This is a genomic window from Undibacterium sp. Ji49W, assembly GCF_049340205.1.
Taxonomy (GTDB): domain Bacteria; phylum Pseudomonadota; class Gammaproteobacteria; order Burkholderiales; family Burkholderiaceae_D; genus Undibacterium.
Window position 1 is genome coordinate 165,487 of the sequence record NZ_JBMPOW010000002.1, and the last position, 21,841, is coordinate 187,327.

At 52.7% G+C, this 21,841-nt stretch carries 21 protein-coding genes; 3 read left to right on the plus strand and 18 right to left on the minus strand.

Features of this window, described 5'->3' with window-relative positions; translation table 11 throughout:
- Positions 1-36: 36 nt before the first annotated feature.
- The 3 genes from ctaD to ACO0LK_RS03190 all read right to left on the minus strand — a co-directional run bounded on the left by ctaD (position 37) and on the right by ACO0LK_RS03190 (position 3,979).
- Complete coding sequence (gene ctaD / locus ACO0LK_RS03180; RefSeq protein ID WP_422972091.1) at positions 37-1,632, minus strand: cytochrome c oxidase subunit I; 1,596 nt, start codon at positions 1,630-1,632, stop codon at positions 37-39.
- 24 nt (positions 1,633-1,656) lie between these two features.
- Complete coding sequence (coxB, locus tag ACO0LK_RS03185) at positions 1,657-2,844, minus strand: cytochrome c oxidase subunit II (RefSeq protein WP_422972093.1); 1,188 nt, start codon at positions 2,842-2,844, stop codon at positions 1,657-1,659.
- Between the two features lie 220 nt (positions 2,845-3,064).
- Positions 3,065-3,979, minus strand: coding sequence for a methyltransferase domain-containing protein (locus tag ACO0LK_RS03190; protein ID WP_422972095.1), 915 nt, complete (start codon positions 3,977-3,979; stop codon positions 3,065-3,067).
- Between the two features lie 97 nt (positions 3,980-4,076).
- On the opposite strand from ACO0LK_RS03190, the gene ACO0LK_RS03195 reads away from it, so the two are divergent.
- The 3 genes from ACO0LK_RS03195 to ACO0LK_RS03205 all read left to right on the plus strand — a co-directional run bounded on the left by ACO0LK_RS03195 (position 4,077) and on the right by ACO0LK_RS03205 (position 8,013).
- The gene (locus ACO0LK_RS03195) at positions 4,077-4,829 is read left to right on the plus strand and encodes a ComF family protein (protein WP_422972097.1); all 753 of its coding nucleotides are present in this window, start codon (positions 4,077-4,079) and stop codon (positions 4,827-4,829) included.
- A 13-nt stretch (positions 4,830-4,842) separates the two neighbouring features.
- The gene (gene trmL, locus ACO0LK_RS03200) at positions 4,843-5,313 is read left to right on the plus strand and encodes a tRNA (uridine(34)/cytosine(34)/5-carboxymethylaminomethyluridine(34)-2'-O)-methyltransferase TrmL (RefSeq protein WP_422972099.1); all 471 of its coding nucleotides are present in this window, start codon (positions 4,843-4,845) and stop codon (positions 5,311-5,313) included.
- A 189-nt stretch (positions 5,314-5,502) separates the two neighbouring features.
- Positions 5,503-8,013 (plus strand): sensor domain-containing protein, encoded by a 2,511-nt coding sequence (locus ACO0LK_RS03205; RefSeq protein WP_422972101.1) that lies wholly within the window; start codon positions 5,503-5,505, stop codon positions 8,011-8,013.
- Here the strand turns inward: ACO0LK_RS03205 and rfaE2 are convergent.
- The 15 genes from rfaE2 to ACO0LK_RS03280 all read right to left on the minus strand — a co-directional run bounded on the left by rfaE2 (position 8,002) and on the right by ACO0LK_RS03280 (position 21,809).
- A complete protein-coding gene (gene rfaE2 / locus ACO0LK_RS03210) occupies positions 8,002-8,481 on the minus strand; it encodes a D-glycero-beta-D-manno-heptose 1-phosphate adenylyltransferase (RefSeq protein ID WP_422972103.1) in 480 nt (159 codons plus the stop codon). The two genes, ACO0LK_RS03205 and rfaE2, sit on opposite strands and share 12 nt — an antisense overlap.
- Positions 8,482-8,588: 107 nt before the next feature.
- Positions 8,589-9,452, minus strand: a complete 864-nt coding sequence (locus ACO0LK_RS03215; RefSeq protein ID WP_422972105.1) for a ferritin-like domain-containing protein — start codon at positions 9,450-9,452, stop codon at positions 8,589-8,591.
- A 122-nt stretch (positions 9,453-9,574) separates the two neighbouring features.
- A complete protein-coding gene (locus ACO0LK_RS03220; protein WP_422972107.1) occupies positions 9,575-10,507 on the minus strand; it encodes a CysB family HTH-type transcriptional regulator in 933 nt (310 codons plus the stop codon).
- 212 nt (positions 10,508-10,719) lie between these two features.
- On the minus strand, positions 10,720-11,784 hold the full coding sequence (locus tag ACO0LK_RS03225) for a sulfate/molybdate ABC transporter ATP-binding protein (protein ID WP_422972109.1): 1,065 nt from the start codon (positions 11,782-11,784) through the stop codon (positions 10,720-10,722).
- 21 nt (positions 11,785-11,805) lie between these two features.
- Entirely contained in the window at positions 11,806-12,699 is an 894-nt protein-coding gene (gene cysW, locus ACO0LK_RS03230; protein ID WP_422972111.1) for a sulfate ABC transporter permease subunit CysW, read from the minus strand.
- Positions 12,699-13,553, minus strand: coding sequence for a sulfate ABC transporter permease subunit CysT (gene cysT, locus ACO0LK_RS03235; RefSeq protein WP_422972113.1), 855 nt, complete (start codon positions 13,551-13,553; stop codon positions 12,699-12,701). Before cysT ends, cysW begins: the two co-directional genes overlap by 1 nt.
- A 186-nt stretch (positions 13,554-13,739) precedes the next feature.
- Positions 13,740-14,585, minus strand: a complete 846-nt coding sequence (locus ACO0LK_RS03240) for an EAL domain-containing protein (protein ID WP_422972115.1) — start codon at positions 14,583-14,585, stop codon at positions 13,740-13,742.
- A 28-nt stretch (positions 14,586-14,613) separates the two neighbouring features.
- Positions 14,614-14,829: a TOBE domain-containing protein gene (locus ACO0LK_RS03245; protein ID WP_186947789.1), complete on the minus strand. Its 216-nt coding sequence runs from the start codon at positions 14,827-14,829 to the stop codon at positions 14,614-14,616.
- Positions 14,830-14,920: 91 nt separating this feature from the next.
- Positions 14,921-15,850: an ATP-binding cassette domain-containing protein gene (locus tag ACO0LK_RS03250; protein WP_422972118.1), complete on the minus strand. Its 930-nt coding sequence runs from the start codon at positions 15,848-15,850 to the stop codon at positions 14,921-14,923.
- Positions 15,851-15,852: 2 nt separating this feature from the next.
- Entirely contained in the window at positions 15,853-16,737 is an 885-nt protein-coding gene (gene ssuC / locus ACO0LK_RS03255; RefSeq protein WP_422972120.1) for an aliphatic sulfonate ABC transporter permease SsuC, read from the minus strand.
- A gap of 8 nt (positions 16,738-16,745) precedes the next feature.
- Entirely contained in the window at positions 16,746-17,891 is a 1,146-nt protein-coding gene (gene ssuD, locus ACO0LK_RS03260; RefSeq protein ID WP_222619361.1) for an FMNH2-dependent alkanesulfonate monooxygenase, read from the minus strand.
- A gap of 61 nt (positions 17,892-17,952) precedes the next feature.
- Positions 17,953-18,957, minus strand: coding sequence for a sulfonate ABC transporter substrate-binding protein (locus tag ACO0LK_RS03265; protein WP_422972122.1), 1,005 nt, complete (start codon positions 18,955-18,957; stop codon positions 17,953-17,955).
- An 8-nt stretch (positions 18,958-18,965) separates the two neighbouring features.
- On the minus strand, positions 18,966-19,997 hold the full coding sequence (locus ACO0LK_RS03270; RefSeq protein ID WP_422972123.1) for a sulfonate ABC transporter substrate-binding protein: 1,032 nt from the start codon (positions 19,995-19,997) through the stop codon (positions 18,966-18,968).
- A 165-nt stretch (positions 19,998-20,162) separates the two neighbouring features.
- The gene (gene ssuE / locus ACO0LK_RS03275; RefSeq protein ID WP_422972125.1) at positions 20,163-20,753 is read right to left on the minus strand and encodes an NADPH-dependent FMN reductase; all 591 of its coding nucleotides are present in this window, start codon (positions 20,751-20,753) and stop codon (positions 20,163-20,165) included.
- Between the two features lie 33 nt (positions 20,754-20,786).
- Positions 20,787-21,809 (minus strand): sulfate ABC transporter substrate-binding protein, encoded by a 1,023-nt coding sequence (locus ACO0LK_RS03280; protein ID WP_422972127.1) that lies wholly within the window; start codon positions 21,807-21,809, stop codon positions 20,787-20,789.
- Between the last annotated feature and the right edge of the window lie 32 nt (positions 21,810-21,841).

The following is a 21,841-nucleotide window of genomic DNA, read 5'->3' on the forward strand; positions in this document are numbered from 1 at the left end:
TCCCGGCATGGCCGGGACAAGCCTAAGTCAAGCCGATTATTTAAATTCTGGTGGTTCTTCAAATGTATGGAAAGGCGCAGGGCTAGGCACTGTCCATTCCAGACCTTCAGCGCCATCCCATGGTTTCGCCGGTGCTGGTTTGCCACCTTTGATGGAAGGAATAACCACTGCCAGGATGAAGTACACCTGCATCAAACCAAAGCCAAACGCACCGATAGTGGCAACCTGATTGAAATCAGTGAACTGCGCAGGGTAGTCGGCATAACGACGTGGCATACCGGCCAGACCCAGGAAGTGCATAGGGAAGAAAGTCACGTTGAACAAAATCAGCGAACCCCAGAAATGGATCTTGCCACGGGTTTCGTTGTACATGAAACCTGTCCATTTTGGACCCCAATAGTAGTAACCGGCAAACAGGGCAAACAGGGAACCTGCCACCAATACGTAGTGGAAGTGGGCAACCACGTAGTAGGTATCCTGCAACTGGATATCAATCGGTGTCACCGCCAGGATCAGGCCTGTAAAACCACCCATGGTGAACACGAAGATAAAACCGACAGCAAACAGCATAGGCGTCTCGAAAGTCATCGAGCCTTTCCACATTGTTGCTACCCAGTTAAATACTTTCACGCCAGTTGGTACCGAGATCAGCATGGTGGCATACATGAAGAACAACTGTGCCGTCACTGGCATACCGGTTGTAAACATGTGATGCGCCCAGACGATGAAAGACAGAATCGCGATGGATGCTGTTGCATACACCATCGATGCATAACCAAACAAAGGCTTGCGGGCAAATGCTGGCACGATCTGGGAAACAATACCAAACGCCGGCAAAATCATGATGTACACCTCTGGATGTCCGAAGAACCAGAAAATGTGTTGGTACATGACAGGGTCACCACCGCCTGCAGCATTGAAGAAGGATGTACCGAAATGACGGTCAGTCAGCGTCATGGTGATCGCACCAGCCAGAACCGGCATCACAGCGATCAGCAGGTAAGCAGTAATCAGCCAGGTCCAGCAGAACATCGGCATCTTCATCAGTGTCATGCCAGGAGCGCGCATGTTCAGGATGGTAGTGATGATGTTGATGGAACCCATGATAGAAGACGCACCCATGATGTGGACTGCGAAAATCGCCATGTCCATGCCAGGGCCCATCTGTGTGGACAACGGTGCATACAGTGTCCAGCCAGCAGCTGTTGCGCCACCAGGTACCCAGAAGGAACCCAGCAACAACAGGGCTGCCGGAGGCATCAGCCAGAACGAGAAGTTGTTCATGCGGGCAAAGGCCATATCGGACGCGCCGATTTGCAGCGGGATCATCCAGTTGGCAAAGCCAACGAATGCCGGCATGATCGCGCCGAACACCATGACCAGACCATGCATGGTGGTCAACTGGTTAAAGAACTCCGGTTGCATGAGCTGCAAGCCAGGCTGGAACAATTCACTACGGATGCCCAGGGCCATGACGCCACCGGCCAGCAACATTGTGAAAGCGAACCACAGATACAGGCTACCGATATCTTTATGGTTGGTTGCAAACAACCAGCGCTGGAAACCATGTGGATGGTCATGCGCGTGGTCGTGAGAGTGATCGTGAGCGTGATCAGCTGTAGTAGTGCTCATCTTTTCTCCTGTTCTTCCTGATTATTACTTACGCGCAGCCAGAACTTCAGCCGGTTGGACAATGTTTTGTTCCGCTTTGTTGGACCAGCTGTTGCGTGTGTAAGTAATTACCGCTGCAATTTCAGTATCCGACAAAGTTGCCTTCCAGGCTGGCATGCCTGCCTTACCATTGAGCACAATACCAATCTGTGCTTCTTTTGGTCCGGCGACAACAGCAGAGCCGTCCAGTGCAGGGAATGCACCTGGCACACCTTTACCCGTTGCCTGGTGGCAGGCCACGCAGTTCGCTGCGTAGACTTTCTCGCCGCGCTGTTTCAACTCGTCGATAGTCCAGACTTTGCTTGGATCATCTGCCTTGGCGGCCATTTCTTTTTTCTTGACGTCCACCCATTTTTTGTAGTCGTCATCAGAAACCACTTTGACCACGATAGGCATGAACGCATGTTCTTTACCGCACAATTCCACGCATTGACCACGGTATGTACCGATTTTCTCTGCTTTGAACCAGGTATCACGCACAAAACCAGGAATGGCATCCTGCTTGACGCCGAAAGCCGGAATCGTCCAGGAATGGATGACGTCATTCGCTGTAGTGATGATACGGACTTTTTTATTGACTGGGACGATGACTTCGTTATCCACTTCCAGCAGATAATTGTCACCGCGTTTTTCAGTCGGTTCAACACCTGGGGAACCGACTTGCGTACGTGGAGTAGACAGGGTGGACAGGAAGGAAATGCCTTCGCCTTCGCCCTTCAGGTAGTCATAGCCCCATTTCCATTGCATGCCGGTGGCTTTAATGGTGATGTCAGCATTTGACGTGTCTTTCATTGCAACAACCGTTTTGGTTGCTGGCAAGGCCATGACAATAACGATAATGAATGGAACGATGGTCCATGCAATTTCAACTGCCGTGCTCTCATGGAAAGTAGCAGCCTTGTGACCAACAGATTTGCGATGTTTCAAAATGGAGTAAAACATCACCCCGAAAACTGCAACAAAGATCACCAGACAGATAACCAGCATCAGGTTATGAATGGAATAAATCTGCTCTGCAATTTGTGTGACTGGCGGTTGCAGATTTAACTGCTTGATCGCCGGACCGCCCTGACTGTCAACAGCCGGACCATTCACCACCGCCCAGGACGACAGACTAGCCGCCAACAGCGAAGCACCCAGCATGAACGACTTTAATCGCTTAGCATGTTTCATGAATTTCCCCAAACCCCGATTAGAATTCTTTTAACAGAGCGCCAGGGACACAGATTCAAAAATTACAAATGCGTACCGGCAACTTCCACAACTGCGAGAGTATAAGGCGTAAAGCAGGGTGATATCAAGCAGAATACATAGCGGCGAGCCATGATCTGGCGCAAATGTCACAAAGGTTTATTCTGGGAAATTCAGCTTTCTACCTATTCTTTGACATCAGTTAAAGCCCTTTTTTGTGCGGATCGAAGCGAATGATGGCTTCGCCTGCTGCGGTTTTTCTGGATACCGGGCGGAAAGCATGTCCGTACACAATTTCAAAACTCAGTTCCAGTTGCCCCTGCGCATTGCGTTGTTTTTCCAGGCCCGCCAGCAGCTTGCTGTAGGCCGCGCGGCCAAACAAACCCTGACGACGTGTCATCAAGGGGTTGCCGCCAATTGCACGCACGTCCTGCAAGAGTTTATTGACATCTGTATACGTCAGCGTAATTTTTTCCATGTCCATGACCGGCGTGGAAAAACCGGCATTCACCAGCATGTCACCAAAATCATGCATGTCGACGAAGGGGATGGTATGCGGCAATTCATCAACACCGGCAAAGGCCTGGCGCAACTCGATCAGGGTATCCGGGCCGAAACAGGAAAACATCAGCAAGCCTTCGGTACGCAAGACCCGGCGCCATTCAGCAAATACCAGATCAGGTTGCGGATGCCAGTGCAGGGCCAGATTGGACCAGATCAGGTCCATGGAGCCATTGGCCAGCGGCAGGCGGGCAAAATCGGCGCACAATAATTGCTGGGCGGCGTCTTGCCGCAATACACCCGGCGTCCACTTCGCCAGCAAACGGCCGACAGCAGACATCGCTGCTTGCTGCTTTTGCAAGCCCGCCTTCAACATCGCGAAAGAAGCATCAACGCCGAAGGCAAGCGCGCCGGGATAATTTTTTTGCAACTCGGCCACATCATCGGTTTCGCCACAGCCAGCATCAAGCAGGTGCTGCGGCAGGATTTTCACCAGTTCCAGCTTTTCCCGCATGCGGTTGGCGATTTCACGCCTGAGGAAGGCAGATGGACGAATTTTTTCTGGCCTTGCAAACAGACGGCGAACCAGTTGCAGGTCTATGGGTGCACTCAACATAAGCAAATAATGATTTTAACAACACAGGAGATGCGATAAGCTGGCAGTCTACACGCTTGCCTGGTGGATTGCTTACCCGCTCATCACAGATAAACTCATGCAAGGCTTACCCGGTGCCCTGTTGCACCACCTGAAAAATAGTCTCAGTGCGCTGCTGCCTGGCAGTTGCGCTTTATGCCGGCAAGCGGCCAGCATAGCCGACATGGCTGTATGTGCAGCCTGTCGCCATGCCTATTTTGAACGCCAGCAGGAACGCTGCCTGCAATGTGCCCTGCCCTTGCCCGCCAACGCCGCCAGCCCGCGCTGCGGCGATTGCCTGCGCAATCCACCAGCGTTTGACATGACGGTTGCCGTCTGCGACTATGCGGCCCCACAGGATCAACTGGTACTGGCACTCAAATTTGGCCATGAGTTAGCACTTGCTCCGTGGTTTGCTTTGATGCTGCGTGATAGCATTCTACGTAGACCGGCTTTTGAACTGCCTCATTATCTGTGTGCGGTACCGCTGGGCACGCAAAGACTGGCTGAACGCGGTTTCAACCAGGCGCTGGAAATTGCACGTCCCTTATCCAGGCAACTGGGTGTGCCCTTGCATACCGGACTTTTGCACCGCAGCCGCGAAACCGCCAGACAAAGCAGTCTGCCAATTGATGCCCGTGCCCGCAATATAAGGCAAGCCTTCAGTCTGGATGAACATGAACTGCATGCCGTGAAGGACTTGCACATCGGCATCATCGATGATGTCATGACCACTGGCATGACCATGCATGAAATCGCTACAATGCTGAAACGTTACGGTGCAGCCAAAGTCAGCACCTATGTGTTTGCCCGCACCCCGCCCCATCTTTAATGAAGGAAATGCCTTGTTTCATGTCGTCCTGGTTGAACCGGAAATCCCGCCAAATACTGGCAACATCATACGTTTGTGTGCCAACACCGGGGTGCAACTGCATCTGATCGAGCCGCTGGGCTTTCCGCTGGACGATAGCAAGATGAAGCGTGCCGGACTCGATTACCACGACTATGCCACCATGAAAGTGCATAAGAACTGGGATGCCTTCCTGGCGGCGGAACAACCCGATGCGCAACGCATGTTCGCCATGACCACGCATGGTTCGTCAACCTTTGCCAGTCTGGCTTTCCAGCCGGGCGACTATTTTGTGTTTGGCGCAGAAACCCGCGGCCTGGCACCAGAACTGCGGGAATCCTTTCCCCCAGCACAACGCATACGCCTGCCCATGCGGCCAGATAACCGCAGCCTGAACCTGTCCAACACCGTGGCTGTGGTGGTGTATGAGGCATGGCGACAAAACGGTTTTGCCGGCGGTAGCTAAAACAGCAACAAGATAAATGCCGGATGATCAAAATTACCACATCAACAATGGAAATTTGCTTGACTGACCAGAAAATCCTTTAGCATTCATGGATTACATCCTGTATTGCATCCGACATTGCATCCGACATTACATACTATTTCTGGGCGACGCAAAAAGCATTTCTCTATTCCCCGATAACAACATAACGTGGAAAACCAAGACCAGAACCCGCCCAATTCTCCCAGCGAAGCATTTGGAGATAATCTGCAACAGCTACGGCATTTGATCGATGCCCTGCCGGTGTGCATTTCTTTTCTGGACAGGGAATTCCGCTATCAGTTCGTCAATGCCGTGTACATGGAATGGTTCGGCCTGCCCAAATCTGAAGTTCTTGGCAGGCACATCGCCGATGTCATCGGCAAGGAAGCCTTCGAGCATGTACGCTCCTATATAGAACAGGCATTCAGCGGCCACAGCATTTCCTATGAAGCGAGCCTACCCTACCAGCATGGTGGCAGCCGGAATATTGCAGCCCAGATATTTCCCGTTTTCAACACCGGGGGTGGTGTGCGTGGCTGCTATGCGATGATCGTCGATATCAGTCAGCACAAGCGCGATGAAGAACAATTACACGTCCATGAAGAGCGCTGGCAACTCGCGCTGGAAGGATCGGGCGACGGCGTCTGGGACTGGTATCCACAAACCGGTGTCGAAATCCTGTCGGATCGCCTGAGGGAAATCTACGGCTATGGCAAGGATGACATTGCCGATCTGTCGGAAGAGCTCGATCGCCGTACCCACCCCGACGACCTGTTGCAAATGCAGCGTGACCGGCAAGCCCATTTCGATGGACTTGTCCCCATCTACATCAATGAACATAGAGTGCAATGCAAGGATGGGCGCTGGAAATGGATATTGACACGCGGCACCGTGATTGAAAGAAACGCAGAAGGTAGGCCCACTCGGGTAGTCGGTACTCACACCGATATCTCTGAAAGAAAACAGGCCGAAGTTGCCTTGCGCGAGAGTGAAGAGCGCCTGCGCATGGCGCTGTCGGCTACCCATCAGGGTCTGTACGATCTGAATATAAAAACCGGTGACGCCATCGTCAGCGCCGAATACGCCAGAATGCTGGGCTATGACCACGCAAGGTTTCAGGAAAGCAGCAGTCTCTGGCTAGCCCGTTTGCATCCGGACGATCTGGCTGTGGCCGAACGCGCCTTCCGTAATCTGCTGGAAGGCAAGACAAAAGAATACCGCGTCGAGTTCAGGCAAAAAACGGCGAGCGGCGACTGGGGCTGGATACTATCGGTCGGTGCCATCGTTGAATGGGACAAGGAAAACCAACCCTTGCGCATGCTTGGTACGGTACTCGACATCACCGAAAAGAAAAAGACCGAAGCCCTGATCTGGCAACAGGCAAATATCGATACCCTGACCGGCCTGTCCAACCGCCGCATGTTTTATGACAGACTGGACCACGATATCAAACTCAGCAAGCGTCACAAATTGTCGCTGGCAGTATTGTTCATCGATCTGGATTTTTTCAAGGAAGTCAACGATACGCTGGGACACTCCACCGGTGACATCCTGCTGGTGGAAGCCGCCCAGCGCCTGCGCGATTGTGTCCGCGAAAGCGATACCGTAGCTCGCCTGGGCGGGGACGAATTCACCGTCTCACTGCCAGAAATGCAGGAACATGACAGGGCCGAAATCGTCGCGCAACATATTATCCGCGCCATGTCTACCCCATTCCAGATTGCGGGTGAAGAAATCTACCTGTCGGCCAGCGTGGGCATCACTATTTATCCGCGTGATGCCGATAACCTGGATGATCTGATCAAACACGCCGATCAGGCCATGTATGCCGCCAAAGACCAGGGGCGCAACCGCTTCAGTTATTTCACGCCCAGTCTACAGACTGCCGCCCTGGCGCGCCTGCGCATGACCAATGATTTACGGGTGGCGATAGCAGAACAACATCTGCAAGTGTATTTTCAGCCCATCGTTGACCTGCACACTGGTCACATACAGAAAGCCGAGGCACTGGTGCGCTGGCGGCATGCGCAACTGGGCTTTATCAGTCCCATGGAATTCATACCGATTGCAGAAACCAGTGGCCTGATCCTGGCAATCGGCGATCTGGTATTTCGTGAATCCGTCAAATGGGTGAAGCAATGGCGTCGGGACTATCACCCCGACTTCCAGATCAGCGTCAACCAGTCGCCAATGGAATTTCAGGGCGATCAGGAACGCTATGTGAACTGGATACAGCACCTGGCAGATCAGAACCTGCCAGGTCAGGCCATCATCGTGGAAATCACCGAAGGTCTGCTACTGGACGCCAGTCACAAGATTACCAGCAAGCTGTTGCAGTTCCGCGATGCCGGCATACAGGTGGCGCTGGATGATTTTGGCACCGGCTATTCTTCCCTGTCTTATCTGAAAAAATTCGATATTGATTATCTTAAAATAGACCAGTCCTTCATCCGCAATCTGGCACCGGATTCCAGCGATATCGCCCTGTCCGAAGCCATCATCATGATGGCGCACAAGCTGGGGTTAAAAGTGGTCGCAGAAGGTGTGGAAACAACGCAACAAAGCCAGTTGCTGGAACAGGCCGCCTGTGACTTTGCGCAGGGCTACCTGTTTGCCAGACCGCTGCCACCAGAAGAATTTGAACGCTTGCTGCAACAGCAAAAAGCCTCAGCCGGCTGACCTGACTTTGGCCAGCAATTTGCTGGTGGAACGGTCGTGTTCAAACTCGATTGCGGCTACCTGCCCGCCGTACGCGAGCACGGCCTGGCCTTCGGGTATGGCCGTCATATCGTAGTCCCCCCCTTTGACGTAGATATCCGGATGCGCGGCCAGCACCGCCTGCAAGGCCGTATCCTCATCAAAATCGACCACCAGGCTGACCGCTTCCAGCGCGGCCAGCACTGCCATGCGGTCTTCACAGGTATTCACGGGACGATCATCGCCTTTACCGAGACGCTTGACTGAAGCATCGGTATTCACCGCCACAACCAGCGATGCCCCCAGAACCCGCGCATCCGCCAGATAACTGACATGACCCCGATGCAGGATGTCGAACACACCATTCGTCATGACCACTGGTTTCGGCAACGCAAGCACACGCTCAGCCAATTCGCTGCGGGTACTTATTTTCTTTTCAAATTCTGACATGATGGGTTATGGGTGATTGACGAGAAGACCTCTGTGTTGAGAGGTCTTGAATGTATAAACAAAAACGCCGCTGGTATCAGCGGCGATTGTACAGGCTCACACCAGGTTTATGCAGCACTTGGCAGGCTGCCTGGCAGAATAACCAGCCTTTGCGCCACTTCCTTGCGGTAGCGGTTCAAATCTTGCACGGTTTCAAATGTACGCTCAAACAACAGCGACATATTGTGCAGGATGCGGTCGACAACTTTCTTTTCCCACACACCGTCAAACTTGATCTGGCCATCCAGCCAGCGTTCCAGCCAGTCCGGGTCAGGCAAGCGAGACTGTATGGTGTCGTTCGGGAACAGGGCCTGATTCACATGCAGATTGGTAGGATGCAAAGGCTTTTCAGTGCGTCTGGCCGATGCCATCAGAACACCAATTTTGGAAAACGCCGCACGTGCCACATCGCCTGCTTCAGCCAGGGATTTTTTCATGTAACGCAGATAAGCACCGCCATGACGTGCTTCATCCTGGCTGATGATTTTGTAGATATGTTTGATGACAGGTTCAGTATGCCAGTCAGACGCGCAGCGATACCAGTGATTCAGGCGTATCTCGCCGCAAAAGTGCAGCATCAGCGTTTCCAGCGGTGGTGCCGGGTCGAACTCGAAACGCACATTGTCGAGTTCTTTTTCTGTCGGTACCAGTTCAGGATGAAAGCGGCGCAGATATTCCATCAGCACCAGCGAGTGTTTTTGTTCTTCAAAAAACCAGATCGACATGAAAGCACAAAAATCACTGTCGCCACGGTTGTCGCGCAAGAACATTTCTGTCGCAGGCAGGGCCGACCATTCAGTGATGGCATTCATCTTGATGGTTTGTGCCTGTTCTGGCGTCAGTTTGCTGGCGTCATATTTATCCCAGGGGATATCTGACTCCATATTCCAGCGCACTTGCTCCAAAGACTTGAATAATTCAGGGTAAAGCATAGCGAACCTCTGGTAAAAATAGCAAAAATTAGAATCTTTTACCCAATTTTACCAGAGAGATGTGACGGCTTCACGACAAACCCTATTTTGCCGATAAGTAGCTCTACAGCAAGTTCACGAACTCAACTGATTTCATTTTCGCTGATGGCCTGCCTTACTTCTTCGCGGTCCAGATTGGGGGCAAACTGTTGTATGAATTCGTAAGTATAGCTACGCAGATAAGCGCCACGTCTGACTGCAAGACGCGTCACATTCGGCGCAAACAAGTGGCTGGCGGAAATTGTCCTGAGTCCATGCGCACGCTGCACCTCTATCGCCATCGAAGCAACCAGCCCCACACCCAGACCCAATGCCACGTATTGCTGGATCACATCAGAATCCATGGCGGTCAGCACGATGTCGGTACGCAAGCCCGCCAGACGGAAGGCATCATCAATATGACCGCGCCCGGTAAACCCCACGTCATAAGTAATCAGCGGGTAGTTCGACAGGTCTTCCAGCGTCAACACATCCTTGTTCAGCAAGGGGTGGTTTTCTGGAACCACGACCACGTGGTTCCATTCATAGCAGGCGAAAGATGCCAGATCCTTGAACTGCGACAAACCTTCTGTTGCAATCCCGATATCCGCCTTGCCAGACAAAACCCATTCGGCAATATGTTCAGGCGAACTTTGTTGCAGGGCAATGCGCACATCCGGGAAAGCCTGGCGGAAACCCTGCACCACTTTCGGCAAGACATAGCGGGCCTGGGTGTGGGTCGTAGCGATGGTCAGCGTGCCCTTGGTCTGGTCTGAATAATCCTCGCCTGCCTGACGCAGGTTTTCTGCTTCCAGCAACAGACGTTCGATGATGGGCAGGATGTCGCGACCCGGTTCGGTCAAACCGGTCAGTCGCTTGCCGTTGCGTTCAAAAATATCGACGCCCAGCTCTTCTTCCAGCTCACGAATCTGGCGGCTGACGCCAGGCTGTGAAGTGAACAAGACATTGGCGACTTCCGTCAGGTTATAACCACGGCGCGAGGCTTCACGGATGGAGCGTAATTGTTGGAAATTCATAAAGTGCCTTATCAAGTGAACTTATGCAAAATTGTCACAGCAAGGCTGTTGCTCTAGGAAACGTCCCTTGCAAGGGATGTTCGTTACGTCGGCAGACAACATGTTGTCTGAATTCCCGACTTCACCGTAGCGACGAAGACAGTACGAACAGTACCGGGTCTTGCTACATGCCGGAGCTACAACGCAGCTGTGGCGATTTTGCGTAAGTTCTATTATTGTGCGTCGACAAACACATGCAGACGCTTGGGGCGCACTACCAATGCTTCACCGACTTTGAGTTTCAGTTGTTCATACCGTTCGGTGGAAATCATGGCTTCCACCAGTTCACCGTTGTCATCCCGTTCCAGCTCCAGCTGTGCCAGTGGGCCTATGCTGTGCACGCGGCGCAATTGCACCACCAGCCCGGCAGCGCCGGGTGAATAACGATCAATTTCCAGCTCATGCGGTCGCACATATCCGGTGCCGAAAGCATCGCGCGTATCGGCATGACCCGGCGCTTCAAACGGTACGCCATCAGCATCCAGTATGCCTTCATGGATACGGCCACGGAACAGATTCACATTACCAAGGAAGCCGTACACGAAAGGCGTAGCTGGATGGTGATACACCTCAGCCGGCGCACCAACCTGTTCAACCTTGCCGTGGTTCATAAGCACGATCTTGTCGGCCACTTCTAGCGCTTCTTCCTGATCATGGGTGACGAAGATACTGGTCACATGCAATTCATCATGCAGACGGCGCAGCCAGCGACGCAATTCCTTGCGCACCTTGGCATCCAGCGCACCGAAAGGTTCATCCAGCAACAGTACGCGTGGTTCCACTGCCAGCGCACGGGCCAGCGCAATACGCTGACGTTGGCCACCAGACAATTGCGGTGGGTAACGATCAGCCAGCCAGTCGAGTTGCACCAGTTCCAGCAGTTTGGTGACCTTTTCCTTGATCTCGCTTTCCTTCGGGCGCAGATGGCGCGGTTTGACACGCAGGCCAAAAGCGATATTTTCAAAAATGGTCATATGCTTGAACAGCGCATAGTGCTGAAATACGAAACCCACCTGCCGTTCGCGCACATGCTGGGCCGACGCATCCTGACCATCCAGCAAGACCTGGCCGCTATCGGCATATTCCAGCCCGGCGATGATACGCAGCAACGTGGTTTTGCCACAACCCGATGGCCCCAGCAAGGCTGTCAGTTCGCCATTCGGAAAATCCAGCGATACCTTGTCCAGCGCAGTGAAATTGCCAAAGCGTTTTTGTAATTGATTAACAGCGATACTCACGGTGAACTCCCTTATTTCTCTTTATTCCTGTGGTAACTGGCGGTTTTCACTGGTACGCCATTCGACTAATGATTTGAGTGCCAGCGTCAGCAAAGCCAGCAAAGTCAGCAGCGAAGCGACCGCAAAGGCAGCAGTGAAGTTGTACTCGTTATATAAAATCTCGACTTGCAGCGGCATGGTATTGGTCTCGCCGCGGATATGGCCGGATACCACCGACACCGCACCGAATTCACCCATGGCACGGGCATTACACAAGATCACCCCGTACAGCAAACCCCATTTGATATTCGGCAGGGTCACATACCAGAAAGTCTTCCAGCCGGATGCCCCCAGCACCAGTGCCGCTTCTTCCTCTTCACTGCCCTGCGCCTGCATCAGGGGAATCAGTTCACGTGCGACAAAGGGAAAGGTGACGAAGATCGTCGCCAGTACAATGCCCGGCACGGCAAACAGAATCTTGATTTCATGATCACGCAACCATTCGCCAAACCAGCCCTGGGCACCAAACAGCAATACATAGATCAAGCCAGAAATGACAGGCGATACCGAAAACGGCAGATCAATCAGCGTCAGCAAGACATTCTTGCCGCGGAATTCAAATTTGGCGATAGTCCACGCAGCCGCCACGCCAAACACCAGATTCAGCGGCACAGCGATACCAGCCGCAATCAGGGTCAGTTTCACAGCAGACAAGGCATCTGGCTCGACGATAGCAGCCAGGTATACTTGCCAGCCTTTTTTCAGTGCTTCAGCAAACACCGCTGCCAGTGGCACGAACAGGAACAGCGTCAGGAAAGCCAGCGCAGTCAGGGATAAAACGATGCGCACCCACAAAGGTTCTATGGTGGCGGCAGGAGTGATGACGGGCTCGTGCCGGCGCGCTGCCACAGGTGCATTGATGGTAATGGCAGTCATTATTCTCTCCCTGCGTTTTGTCGGCTGCGGGTCCAGGCCTGCAAGGCATTAATCGACAGCAAGAGGCTGAAAGACAGCAACAGCATCACCACAGCAATCGCGGTTGCACCAGCGTAATCGTATTGTTCGAGTTTGGTAATCATGAACAGAGGAGTGATTTCAGAAACCATGGGCATATTGCCGGCGATAAAAATGACAGAACCGTATTCACCGGTAGCACGCGCAAACGCCAATGCAAAGCCGGTCAGCAAGGCGGGCAGGATACTGGGGAAGATGACCCGTGCAAAAGTCTGGAAATGACTGGCCCCCAGGCTGACGGCGGCTTCTTCCAGTTCTTTTTCAGCCTCTTCCAGCACGGGTTGTACGGTACGCACCACAAAAGGCAGGCCGATAAAGGTCAGAGCAACCAGCACCCCCAGCGGCGTGTAGGCCACCTTGATACCCAGCGGTACCAGTAGTTTGCCTATCCAGCCATTCGGTGCATACAGGGTTGCCAGGGTGATACCGGCGACCGCAGTCGGCAAGGCAAATGGCAGGTCGACCAGGGCGTCTATCAGCTTTTTACCGGGAAATTTATAGCGCACCAGCACCCAGGCAACAATGCCGCCGAAGAACACATTGATCAACGCCCCCAGCAAGGAAGCACCAAAAGTCAGCTTGTAGGAAGCGATAACGCGCTCAGAAGTGACGGTATTCCAGAAAGCCTCCCAGGTCATGGTAAAGGTCTTCAAAAATACCGCCGACAGCGGTATCAGTACGATCAGCCCCAGATAAAACAGGGTAAATCCCAGGGAAAGATGAAATCCCGGGATAACACGCCTGACTTGTGGATTATTGCCAAAAAACCTTGCCATATGCAGCCCTTATTACAGATACGACTATTGATGAGTAATATTGGCAGTTTTTAGTTATATAGAAAACGAATTTTTTCTTATTCCTAAATTTGTTTTTCGCATATAGAACAGATAAATCCAGCTTTTTATCTCGTTTTTATCTATTTTTGATATTTATTTAGCAATAAATCAAGCGGATATTAGATATCATGCAAATTTGACAGCATCTTCAAACAACACTGTCTGCTGGTGTTCTGCTCTGCTTAACAACCCGGCTTTTGGCAAGTCAAACAGAAAGCCCTGTATCAGGTAAGGGCTGGCGGTCTGATTGCCTTCACGCAAGGCCTGTAGCCTTTTTTGATTTTCGATACGGCGGAAAATCACATGGCAATTACCACGGTCGGCCTGTTCCAGCAAACGAACCTGTGCCTGCGCATCATTGGCCAGACTGATATCCACCTTGATGGAGTCGGGCCGTATGCGGTCCAGCAAATCACTGGCCTGCTCCAGGCTGGCAGCATGCAGGCCGATACGAAAACCATTGCGGCGATAATTTTCTGCCACATGGGTCAACACCCAGCGCTGGCTGGGCGTAATCTGCGGCAATTGCAGGATGACGTGGTGATGTGGTAACTCCAGCACATCCAGAATGCGGCGAAAAGCCATACCGTGATTTCCCTCCACCGCGGCCAGCAGCCGGCTGTGCACACTCAGGTACAAGTCCAGTTGTGCACTTTCGGGCTGGCGGTAGAAGTTCAGGGTATGCAGCAGACGGCACAAGCGGTCCAGTTCTACCGATTCATCATCATTGGCGGCGTTTTCCAGCAACTTCCAGATATTCAGTCCCTGGTCATCGCTGGCATAACTGCGTGCATAGGCTTCATAGGCCACAACACGCCCGTCATCTCCTGAACGTATCGCCTGGAAGGCGCTGGTCAGGGTGGAATTAAAATACCGTCCACGGGCACGTCCCTGTTCATCCAGCCAGAGATTGGTGGTGGCCAGCGTACTTTGCAGGCGGCTCAGATAGTTTTGCAATGCGGGATAGTGCATGCAGACCTCTTCGAAGACAGTGGTGTTTCTATAATTTTGCAATCGATACTTCGGTTGCCTTGACCAGTGCCACCACTTCAGAACCAATGACCAGATTCAGATCCTTGATGGAACGGGTAGTGATCACCGAAGTTACGATACCAGCCGGCGTCTCTACATCCACCTCGGATACCACCGGACCTTCAATGATGGTTTTGATTTTGCCGCGAAATTGATTGCGGACGTTGATGGCTTGTATGCTCATGATGCTTCCTTTTGAAAACTTGAATGAAAATTAAAATGGAAATTAAAATATAAGGCTGCCTGCAATGCGGTAATACATGTACAGCAGCCTTCTAAATCGCCCATGCGACCTGGCTCACGGTTCTTAACAGTGAAACATCACCCAGTTCTGTATCCAGTTCTGGTGAGGGTTTCTGCAATACCCGCCTTAAGATGCTTTCTTCCAGTTCGGCAAATTTGGGGTTGCCGCGTGAACGCGGTCTGGGTGAATCAATCCTGCTGTCCAGGGTGATCTGACCATCTTCTATCAAGATCACACGGTCAGCCAGGGCAATCGCCTCCTGTACATCATGCGTCACCAGCACGGCAGTGAAGCCGCGTTGCTGCCACAGGCTTTCGATCAGGTTCTGCATTTCTATGCGGGTCAGCGCATCCAGCGCGCCCAAAGGTTCGTCCAGCAATAACAGGGCTGGTTCGTGTACCAATGCTCTTGCCAGCGCAACGCGCTGACGCTGGCCACCTGACAGGACAGATGGCCACTCATCAGCGCGCTCTGCCAGCGCTACTTTCTGCAAGGCCTGACGGGCTTTGGACTGATCACTGCCAAGTCCAAGCGCCACGTTATCAATCACAGTTTTCCATGGCAGCAGGCGTGAATCCTGAAACATCACACGGGTATCCGGTTTTTTGCCGGCTTGCCTCCGGGTCTGATCAGCATTGAATTCCAGGCTACCGCTATCGGCCTGTTCCAAACCTCCGATCAGGCGCAGTAGCGTGCTTTTGCCACACCCGCTGCGACCGATCACGGCGACAAACTCACCAGCCTGCACTTGCAGGTTCAGTGATTTCAATACCTGCCGTCCCTGATACGACTTTTGTATAACACGCAAATCCAGTGATGCACCACGTCCGGCTTCAGTCTGCTCATTGGCGGCACTACCCCACTCACCGGCGGCGGTGGTTTCCCAGCCGCCATCCAGCTCTTCACGCAGGGCTGCGATTTCTGCCACGGCACTTAATGGAAATTCAGGAAACTGATGCATGCTTATACCCTCCTTTGATACGACGGATGCCAGCGCAAGCAGTAATGTTCAAGCGCCCGCGACAAGACATCTGCCAGCTTACCCAGCAAGGCGTACAGCAATATCCCTACCAGTACCACATCGGTTTGTAAAAATTCACGGGCGTTCATGGTCATGTAACCTATGCCAGCCTGTGCCGAAATGGTTTCGGCGACGATCAGCAATACCCACACCAGGCCCAGCGAAAAACGTACCCCTACCAGTATCGATGGCAATGCTCCGGGCAGTATCACGTCGCGGTACAAAGCCCAGCCTGACAGACCATAACTTTGCGCCATTTCTATCAAGCCCTTATCAACCGTGCGGATACCATGGAAAGTATTCAGGTACACTGGGAAAAAAACACCAACCGACACCAGGAACAATTTTGCCGATTCATCAATACCAAACCACAAGATCACCAGCGGTATCAGCGCCAGCGCCGGAATATTTCTGATCATTTGCAGCGTGGTATCAAGCAGGGTTTCGGCAAACCGGAAACTGCCTGTCAGCAAACCCAGCAACAAGCCCAAACCGCCACCGACAATAAAGCCGGAAATCGCGCGCCACAAGCTGGTCTTTGCATGGGTCCAGATTTCCCCAGATACACCCAGGGTCCAGAAGGCCCGCGCCACGGCCAGCGGTTCTGGCAAAATGCGGCTGGACAGATACCCTGTCTGGGCGGCTATCTGCCACACCAGTATCAGGATCAGTGGCAGGGCCCATGGCAATAATTTCCGGAACAGCTGCACGCCAAACTGACGCCATGCGATGCGGCTGAATAGTCCACCGGGCACAGAACCGCCACCCTGGCGCAGATGACCAGGCAACTCGGCAAATTGCGCTACTTCAGTGATGATGGGACCCATATAGCCTCCTAGCTTTGTGACACCTTGGGCACGATACTGTTTGCCATGACTTCGCCAAACGGTCCGGTCAGAGTGCTGGATACGTCAGGTGTTTCCTTGCCTATTAATGGAAACACCAGTTCGGAAAAACGATACGACTCTTCCAGATGGGGATAGCCAGAGAAGATGAAGGTATCAATACCCAGCGCCGCATATTCCTTGATACGCGCAGCCACGGTTTCCGGGTCACCCACCAGGGCCGTACCGGCACCACCACGCACCAGGCCGACACCGGCCCACAGGTTCGGCGACACTTCCAGCTTGTCGCGTTTGCCGCCGTGCAGTGCAACCATGCGTTGCTGGCCGACAGAATCCATCTTGGCAAAGGCTTTTTGTGCCCTTTCGATGACGTCATCATCAACATAACGGATCAGGTCTTCTGCTGCCTGCCAGGCTTCTTCATTGGTTTCGCGCACGATTACGTGCAGGCGTATGCCAAAGCGCAGAGTACGGCCATGCCTGGCGGCACGGGCGCGCATGTCGGCAATCTTGGCTCCCACCGCTGCTGGCGGTTCACCCCAAGTCAGATAAACATCAACCTGTTCGGCTGCCAGCTCATGCGCAGGCTCGGAAGAACCACCAAAATACAAAGGCGGGTAGGGTTTTTGAACAGGCGGAAACAGGGTCTTTGCCCCCTTGACCGTGATATGCTCGCCTTCAAAATCATAACCGCTGTCCCCACCCTCACCAGCCAGGGAAGCACGCCAGACGCGTAAAAATTCTTCCGTGATTTCATAGCGTTTTTCATGATCGGCAAACAGGCCATCGGCCTCCAGCTCACCCTGATCACCGCCGGTGACGATATTGATCAGCAAGCGCCCTTTCGACAGACGATCAAAGGTCGACGCCATACGTACGGCCAGGCCCGGTGAACTCAGACCAGGACGTATCGCCACCAAGAATTTCAATTTGGTGGTGGCGCTGATCAGGCTGGACGCAACCACCCATGCATCTTCGCAGGAACGGCCGGTCGGTAGCAACACACCATCATAGCCCTGGGTATCAGCCGCCACGGCGATCTGACGCAAGTAATCATAATTGATCTGGCGCGCTCCTTTGGTCGTACCCAGATAGCGGCTATCGCCGTGCGTAGGAATAAACCAGAATATGTTCAAGCTCATCTTGTTTCCTTTTCAAATTCTTTTATTGTCTCTTCTTGCTTTTTCTTGTTCACTGCTATTTGGCAGCAGGTGGCAACCACACCGCATCTCTGACATTGACTGCTTTGGGTATCAACTTTTGCTGATAAAAATTGTCTGCGACGCGCTGTTGTTCATCAATAATGTTCTGGGTCAGGTAGACCACGGGTGAACGCGGCCTGCGCTCCAGAAAGCTGGCAATCGTCGGCTTGTCCAGACCTGTGCTGGCGGCAATAATGGCGACTGCTTCATCCCGGTTTTTTTGCACGAAGGTATCGCTGCGTGTCAGTTCTTCAAACAGTAGCTGTATCACTTTCGGATACCTGTCAGCAAAACTTCGGGATGACAGGTAGTGTGAGAGATTGTTGACCAAGCCCTTGCCGGTAGCGACCACTCTGACCTGGGTGTTTTGTTCTATCGCAGCCCAATATGGATCCCAGATGGCCCAGACATCCACACTGCCACGCTCAAACGCAGCGCGTGCATCAGCAGGTGCCAGATAGACCGGCGTGATATCCGCCCATTGCAAACCGGCTTGCTGGACTGCACGCAAGACATGGTAGTGCGCACTTGAACCTTTCTGGAAGGCGATCTTCTTGCCTTTCAAGTCAGCCAGCGCACGTATAGTAGACTCTGGCTTGACCAGAATCGCACTGACACCTGGCTTGGCTGGTTCGGCACCGACATACACCAGATTACTGCCAGCCGATTGCGCAAAAATAGGTGGTGGTTCACCCGTGGTGGCGAAATCGATACTGCCAACCGACAGGGCTTCCAGCATTTGCGGGCCGGCAGTAAATTCAAACCAGCTAACTTTTACGCCTTTCAGTTGCTGTTCCAGCGCCTGCCTGTGTTTCAACAATGTCAGGTTGACCGAGCTTTTTTGAAAACCGATACGGATTTCTTTCGGCGCATCACCGTTACCTGGTGCCGCCTGGCTCAACGCCGGCAACACCATGAACAAGCTCAGCGCCAGGATAGGTAGCACGCCAAGTTGCACGCTACGTTGCAAAACACGTCGCACCAGTGTCAGCAATGACATCATCAACCTCACAGCTTGACGGTGAATACCGCATCCCGGATATTGATACGCTTGGGTATCAATTTCAGGTCGGCAAAGGTGTCAGCAATATTTTGCTGTTCGCGTATCACCTGCTCGGTCAGAGGTTTAACACCAAAACCGAAACGCGCAGCAGACAATTCAACGATGCTGGTATCCAACCCGATCTGGGCAGACAATATGCTGCTGACTTCTTTCAGGTTTTTTGCACCCCATTCATCGACCTTCGCCAGTTCTTCCAAGACGATGCGCAAGACCTCGGGATTTTTTTGTGCATAAGGTCGCGCCGCCAGGTAAAACTGGTGATTGCTGACGACACCCTTGCCATCGGCCAGTATCCTGGCACCGATCTGTTTTTCCGCAGCGGCCAGGAAGGGATCCCAGATGGCCCAGGCATCCACACTGCCACGTTCAAAAGCTGCCCGTGCATCTGCCGGTGGCAGGAATACGGTTTCCACATCCTTGTAATTGAGACCCGCTTTTTCCAGCAGCTTGACTAGCAGGTAATGCACATTCGAACCCTTGTTGAGAGCGACTTTCTTGCCCTTGAGTTCTGCTACCGATTTCAGTGGGGAATTTTTGGGTACTACAATGGCTTCGCCACCGGGTGCTGGCGGTTCATTACCGACATACAGCAAATCCGCGCCTGCGGCCTGGGCAAAAATCGGTGGTGCTTCGCCAGTGGTACCGAAATCGATACTGCCTACGTTAAGACCTTCCAGCAATTGTGGTCCGGCAGGAAATTCTGCCCACTTCACATCCACACCCAGCGCCGCCAGACGTTTATCCAGCGCCCCCGTACCTTTCAGCAAAGTTAGCGTGCCATACTTTTGAAAACCTATGCGCAAGGTGCCCGGGGCAGGTGTCTTGTTTTGTGCAAAGGCTTTGGGCAATACCACACCAAGGGCCATCGCCGACAGGGCAGACAGACGGCTGAGCGTAAGGCGCTTGGCATCGCGCTGCTGATGTTTTACCTTATTGCCGGGATTACTTGAAAACAGCTTTTTTTTATCGTCGCTCATACTTTACTTTCAATTTTGGGCAAGCCCCCCCCCTGCCGACATGCGCAGCATAAAAACAGGGGGAAATGCAATTCAGGTATGCAGCTGGGGAATGGCTGCCTTTATAACTACTATGGCTACTGTGGCTACTTTATTTGTTGCCAGACATCGTAGATTCAGCCTTCGTCAACAAGGCAAACCATTCAGGACAGGACTTTGCACAGCCTGTCCGGCTGGTTTGCCGCGTTGTAAAGACACCAGGCTGTCCAGCAAGAGATGCGTACCGTCCTGTACCCGCCTGGATATCGCATCATCAAGTTGCAGGCCCTGTCCATCCGTCCACACAACCTGGCTATCGGTCGCATAGATACTGGACAAAATATGACGTGCCGACAGCGCCGCCAGTACCGGGCGCAAACCGTAATCGAGTGCCAGCATATGCGATTGACTGCCGCCGGTTGCCACGGGCAAGACTATTTTTCCATCCAGCCCGTCTTGCGGCAAAATATCCAGAAAACTTTTCAGCAAACCGCTATAGGCCGCCTTGTAGATCGGCGTAGCGATGACGATGGCCTCGGCCTTTGCCAGCAGGGCTTTGGCAGCCAGCAATTCAGGATCTGAAAAATCCGCATGCAGCAAAGCCTGCGCTGGCAAATCCCGGACATGCAGGCTGACAGTACGCTGCCCCAGTTCATTCAGTCTTTCACCGATAAAATTCAGCAAGCGTGCCGACCTTGAAGGAGAAGAAGGGCTTCCTGATAGCAGCAGTATGGTCATGATCGTGCTTTCTATAGCGTCCGCAGCAAATAATTACTTTTTGCCCGGTTGATAAATCTGGTCGAAGATACCGCCATCAGCAAAATGTTCTTTTTGCGCCTTGGTCCAGCCACCAAAGGTGTCATCAATTGTGAACAGTTTCACTTTGGGGAATTGCGCCGCATATTTTTTCGACGCCTTTTCTGTAGTGGGACGGTAGTAATGCTTGGCGATAGTGTCCTGGCCTTCATCTGTGTACAGGTAGTTCAGGTAAGCCTCTGCCACTTTACGGGTACCACGGCGATCCGCCACCTTATCAACGACAGCAACAGATGGCTCCGCCAGGATACTGGTGGACGGCGCAACGATTTCTACCTTGTCCGGGCCCAATTCCTTGATCGCCAGCAGGGCTTCGTTTTCCCAGGCCAGCAAAACGTCACCGATACCGCGTTCGACAAAAGTCGTTGTCGCACCACGCGCACCGGAATCCAGTACCGGTACGTTTTTATACAGCTTGGACAAGAATTCCTTGGCTGTTGCTTCGCTGCCGCCCGGCAGTTTCAAGGCATAGCCCCAGGCTGCCAGATGGTTCCAGCGGGCACCGCCAGAAGTTTTGGGGTTAGGTGTGATCACAGAAACACCAGGCTTGACGATATCTGCCCAATCCTTGATACCTTTAGGATTACCCTTGCGCACCAGGAACACGATGGTGGAAGAATAAGGGGACGCATTGTGCGGCAAACGCTTTTGCCATGCTTTATCAAGCAAACCTTTTTCTGCCAGCGCGTCAGTGTCATACGCCAGGGCCAGTGTGACCACATCGGCATCCAGACCATCAATTACGGCACGCGCCTGCTTGCCGGAGCCACCATGCGATTGCTTGATGGTAACGTTGTCGCCGGTTTTTGCCTTCCATTGCTTGGCAAACGCCTGATTCACATCCTGATACAACTCACGGGTAGGGTCATACGATACATTGAGCAGGGTCACATCAGCCGCATGCGCCACAGCAGAAAAAGTACCAAAAGTACCAATCGCGGCAAGAGAAACAGCAAGGAATATTTTTTTGATAGTCATCTGTACGTCCTGAAGTAAGAATATTTTTATGA

What these genes read in the sequence shown, in the direction of transcription:
- ctaD (WP_422972091.1), bottom strand. Translation starts at nt 1,632, where the DNA reads ATGAGCACTACTACAGCTGATCACGCTCACGATCACTCTCACGACCAC.
- coxB (WP_422972093.1), bottom strand. Translation starts at nt 2,844, where the DNA reads ATGAAACATGCTAAGCGATTAAAGTCGTTCATGCTGGGTGCTTCGCTG.
- ACO0LK_RS03190 (WP_422972095.1), bottom strand. Translation starts at nt 3,979, where the DNA reads ATGTTGAGTGCACCCATAGACCTGCAACTGGTTCGCCGTCTGTTTGCA.
- ACO0LK_RS03195 (WP_422972097.1), top strand. Translation starts at nt 4,077, where the DNA reads ATGCAAGGCTTACCCGGTGCCCTGTTGCACCACCTGAAAAATAGTCTC.
- rfaE2 (WP_422972103.1), bottom strand. Translation starts at nt 8,481, where the DNA reads ATGTCAGAATTTGAAAAGAAAATAAGTACCCGCAGCGAATTGGCTGAG.
- ACO0LK_RS03215 (WP_422972105.1), bottom strand. Translation starts at nt 9,452, where the DNA reads ATGCTTTACCCTGAATTATTCAAGTCTTTGGAGCAAGTGCGCTGGAAT.
- ACO0LK_RS03220 (WP_422972107.1), bottom strand. Translation starts at nt 10,507, where the DNA reads ATGAATTTCCAACAATTACGCTCCATCCGTGAAGCCTCGCGCCGTGGT.
- cysW (WP_422972111.1), bottom strand. Translation starts at nt 12,699, where the DNA reads ATGACTGCCATTACCATCAATGCACCTGTGGCAGCGCGCCGGCACGAG.
- cysT (WP_422972113.1), bottom strand. Translation starts at nt 13,553, where the DNA reads ATGGCAAGGTTTTTTGGCAATAATCCACAAGTCAGGCGTGTTATCCCG.
- ACO0LK_RS03240 (WP_422972115.1), bottom strand. Translation starts at nt 14,585, where the DNA reads ATGCACTATCCCGCATTGCAAAACTATCTGAGCCGCCTGCAAAGTACG.
- ACO0LK_RS03245 (WP_186947789.1), bottom strand. Translation starts at nt 14,829, where the DNA reads ATGAGCATACAAGCCATCAACGTCCGCAATCAATTTCGCGGCAAAATC.
- ACO0LK_RS03250 (WP_422972118.1), bottom strand. Translation starts at nt 15,850, where the DNA reads ATGCATCAGTTTCCTGAATTTCCATTAAGTGCCGTGGCAGAAATCGCA.
- ssuC (WP_422972120.1), bottom strand. Translation starts at nt 16,737, where the DNA reads ATGGGTCCCATCATCACTGAAGTAGCGCAATTTGCCGAGTTGCCTGGT.
- ACO0LK_RS03265 (WP_422972122.1), bottom strand. Translation starts at nt 18,957, where the DNA reads ATGTCATTGCTGACACTGGTGCGACGTGTTTTGCAACGTAGCGTGCAA.
- ACO0LK_RS03270 (WP_422972123.1), bottom strand. Translation starts at nt 19,997, where the DNA reads ATGAGCGACGATAAAAAAAAGCTGTTTTCAAGTAATCCCGGCAATAAG.
- ssuE (WP_422972125.1), bottom strand. Translation starts at nt 20,753, where the DNA reads ATGACCATACTGCTGCTATCAGGAAGCCCTTCTTCTCCTTCAAGGTCG.
- ACO0LK_RS03280 (WP_422972127.1), bottom strand. Translation starts at nt 21,809, where the DNA reads ATGACTATCAAAAAAATATTCCTTGCTGTTTCTCTTGCCGCGATTGGT.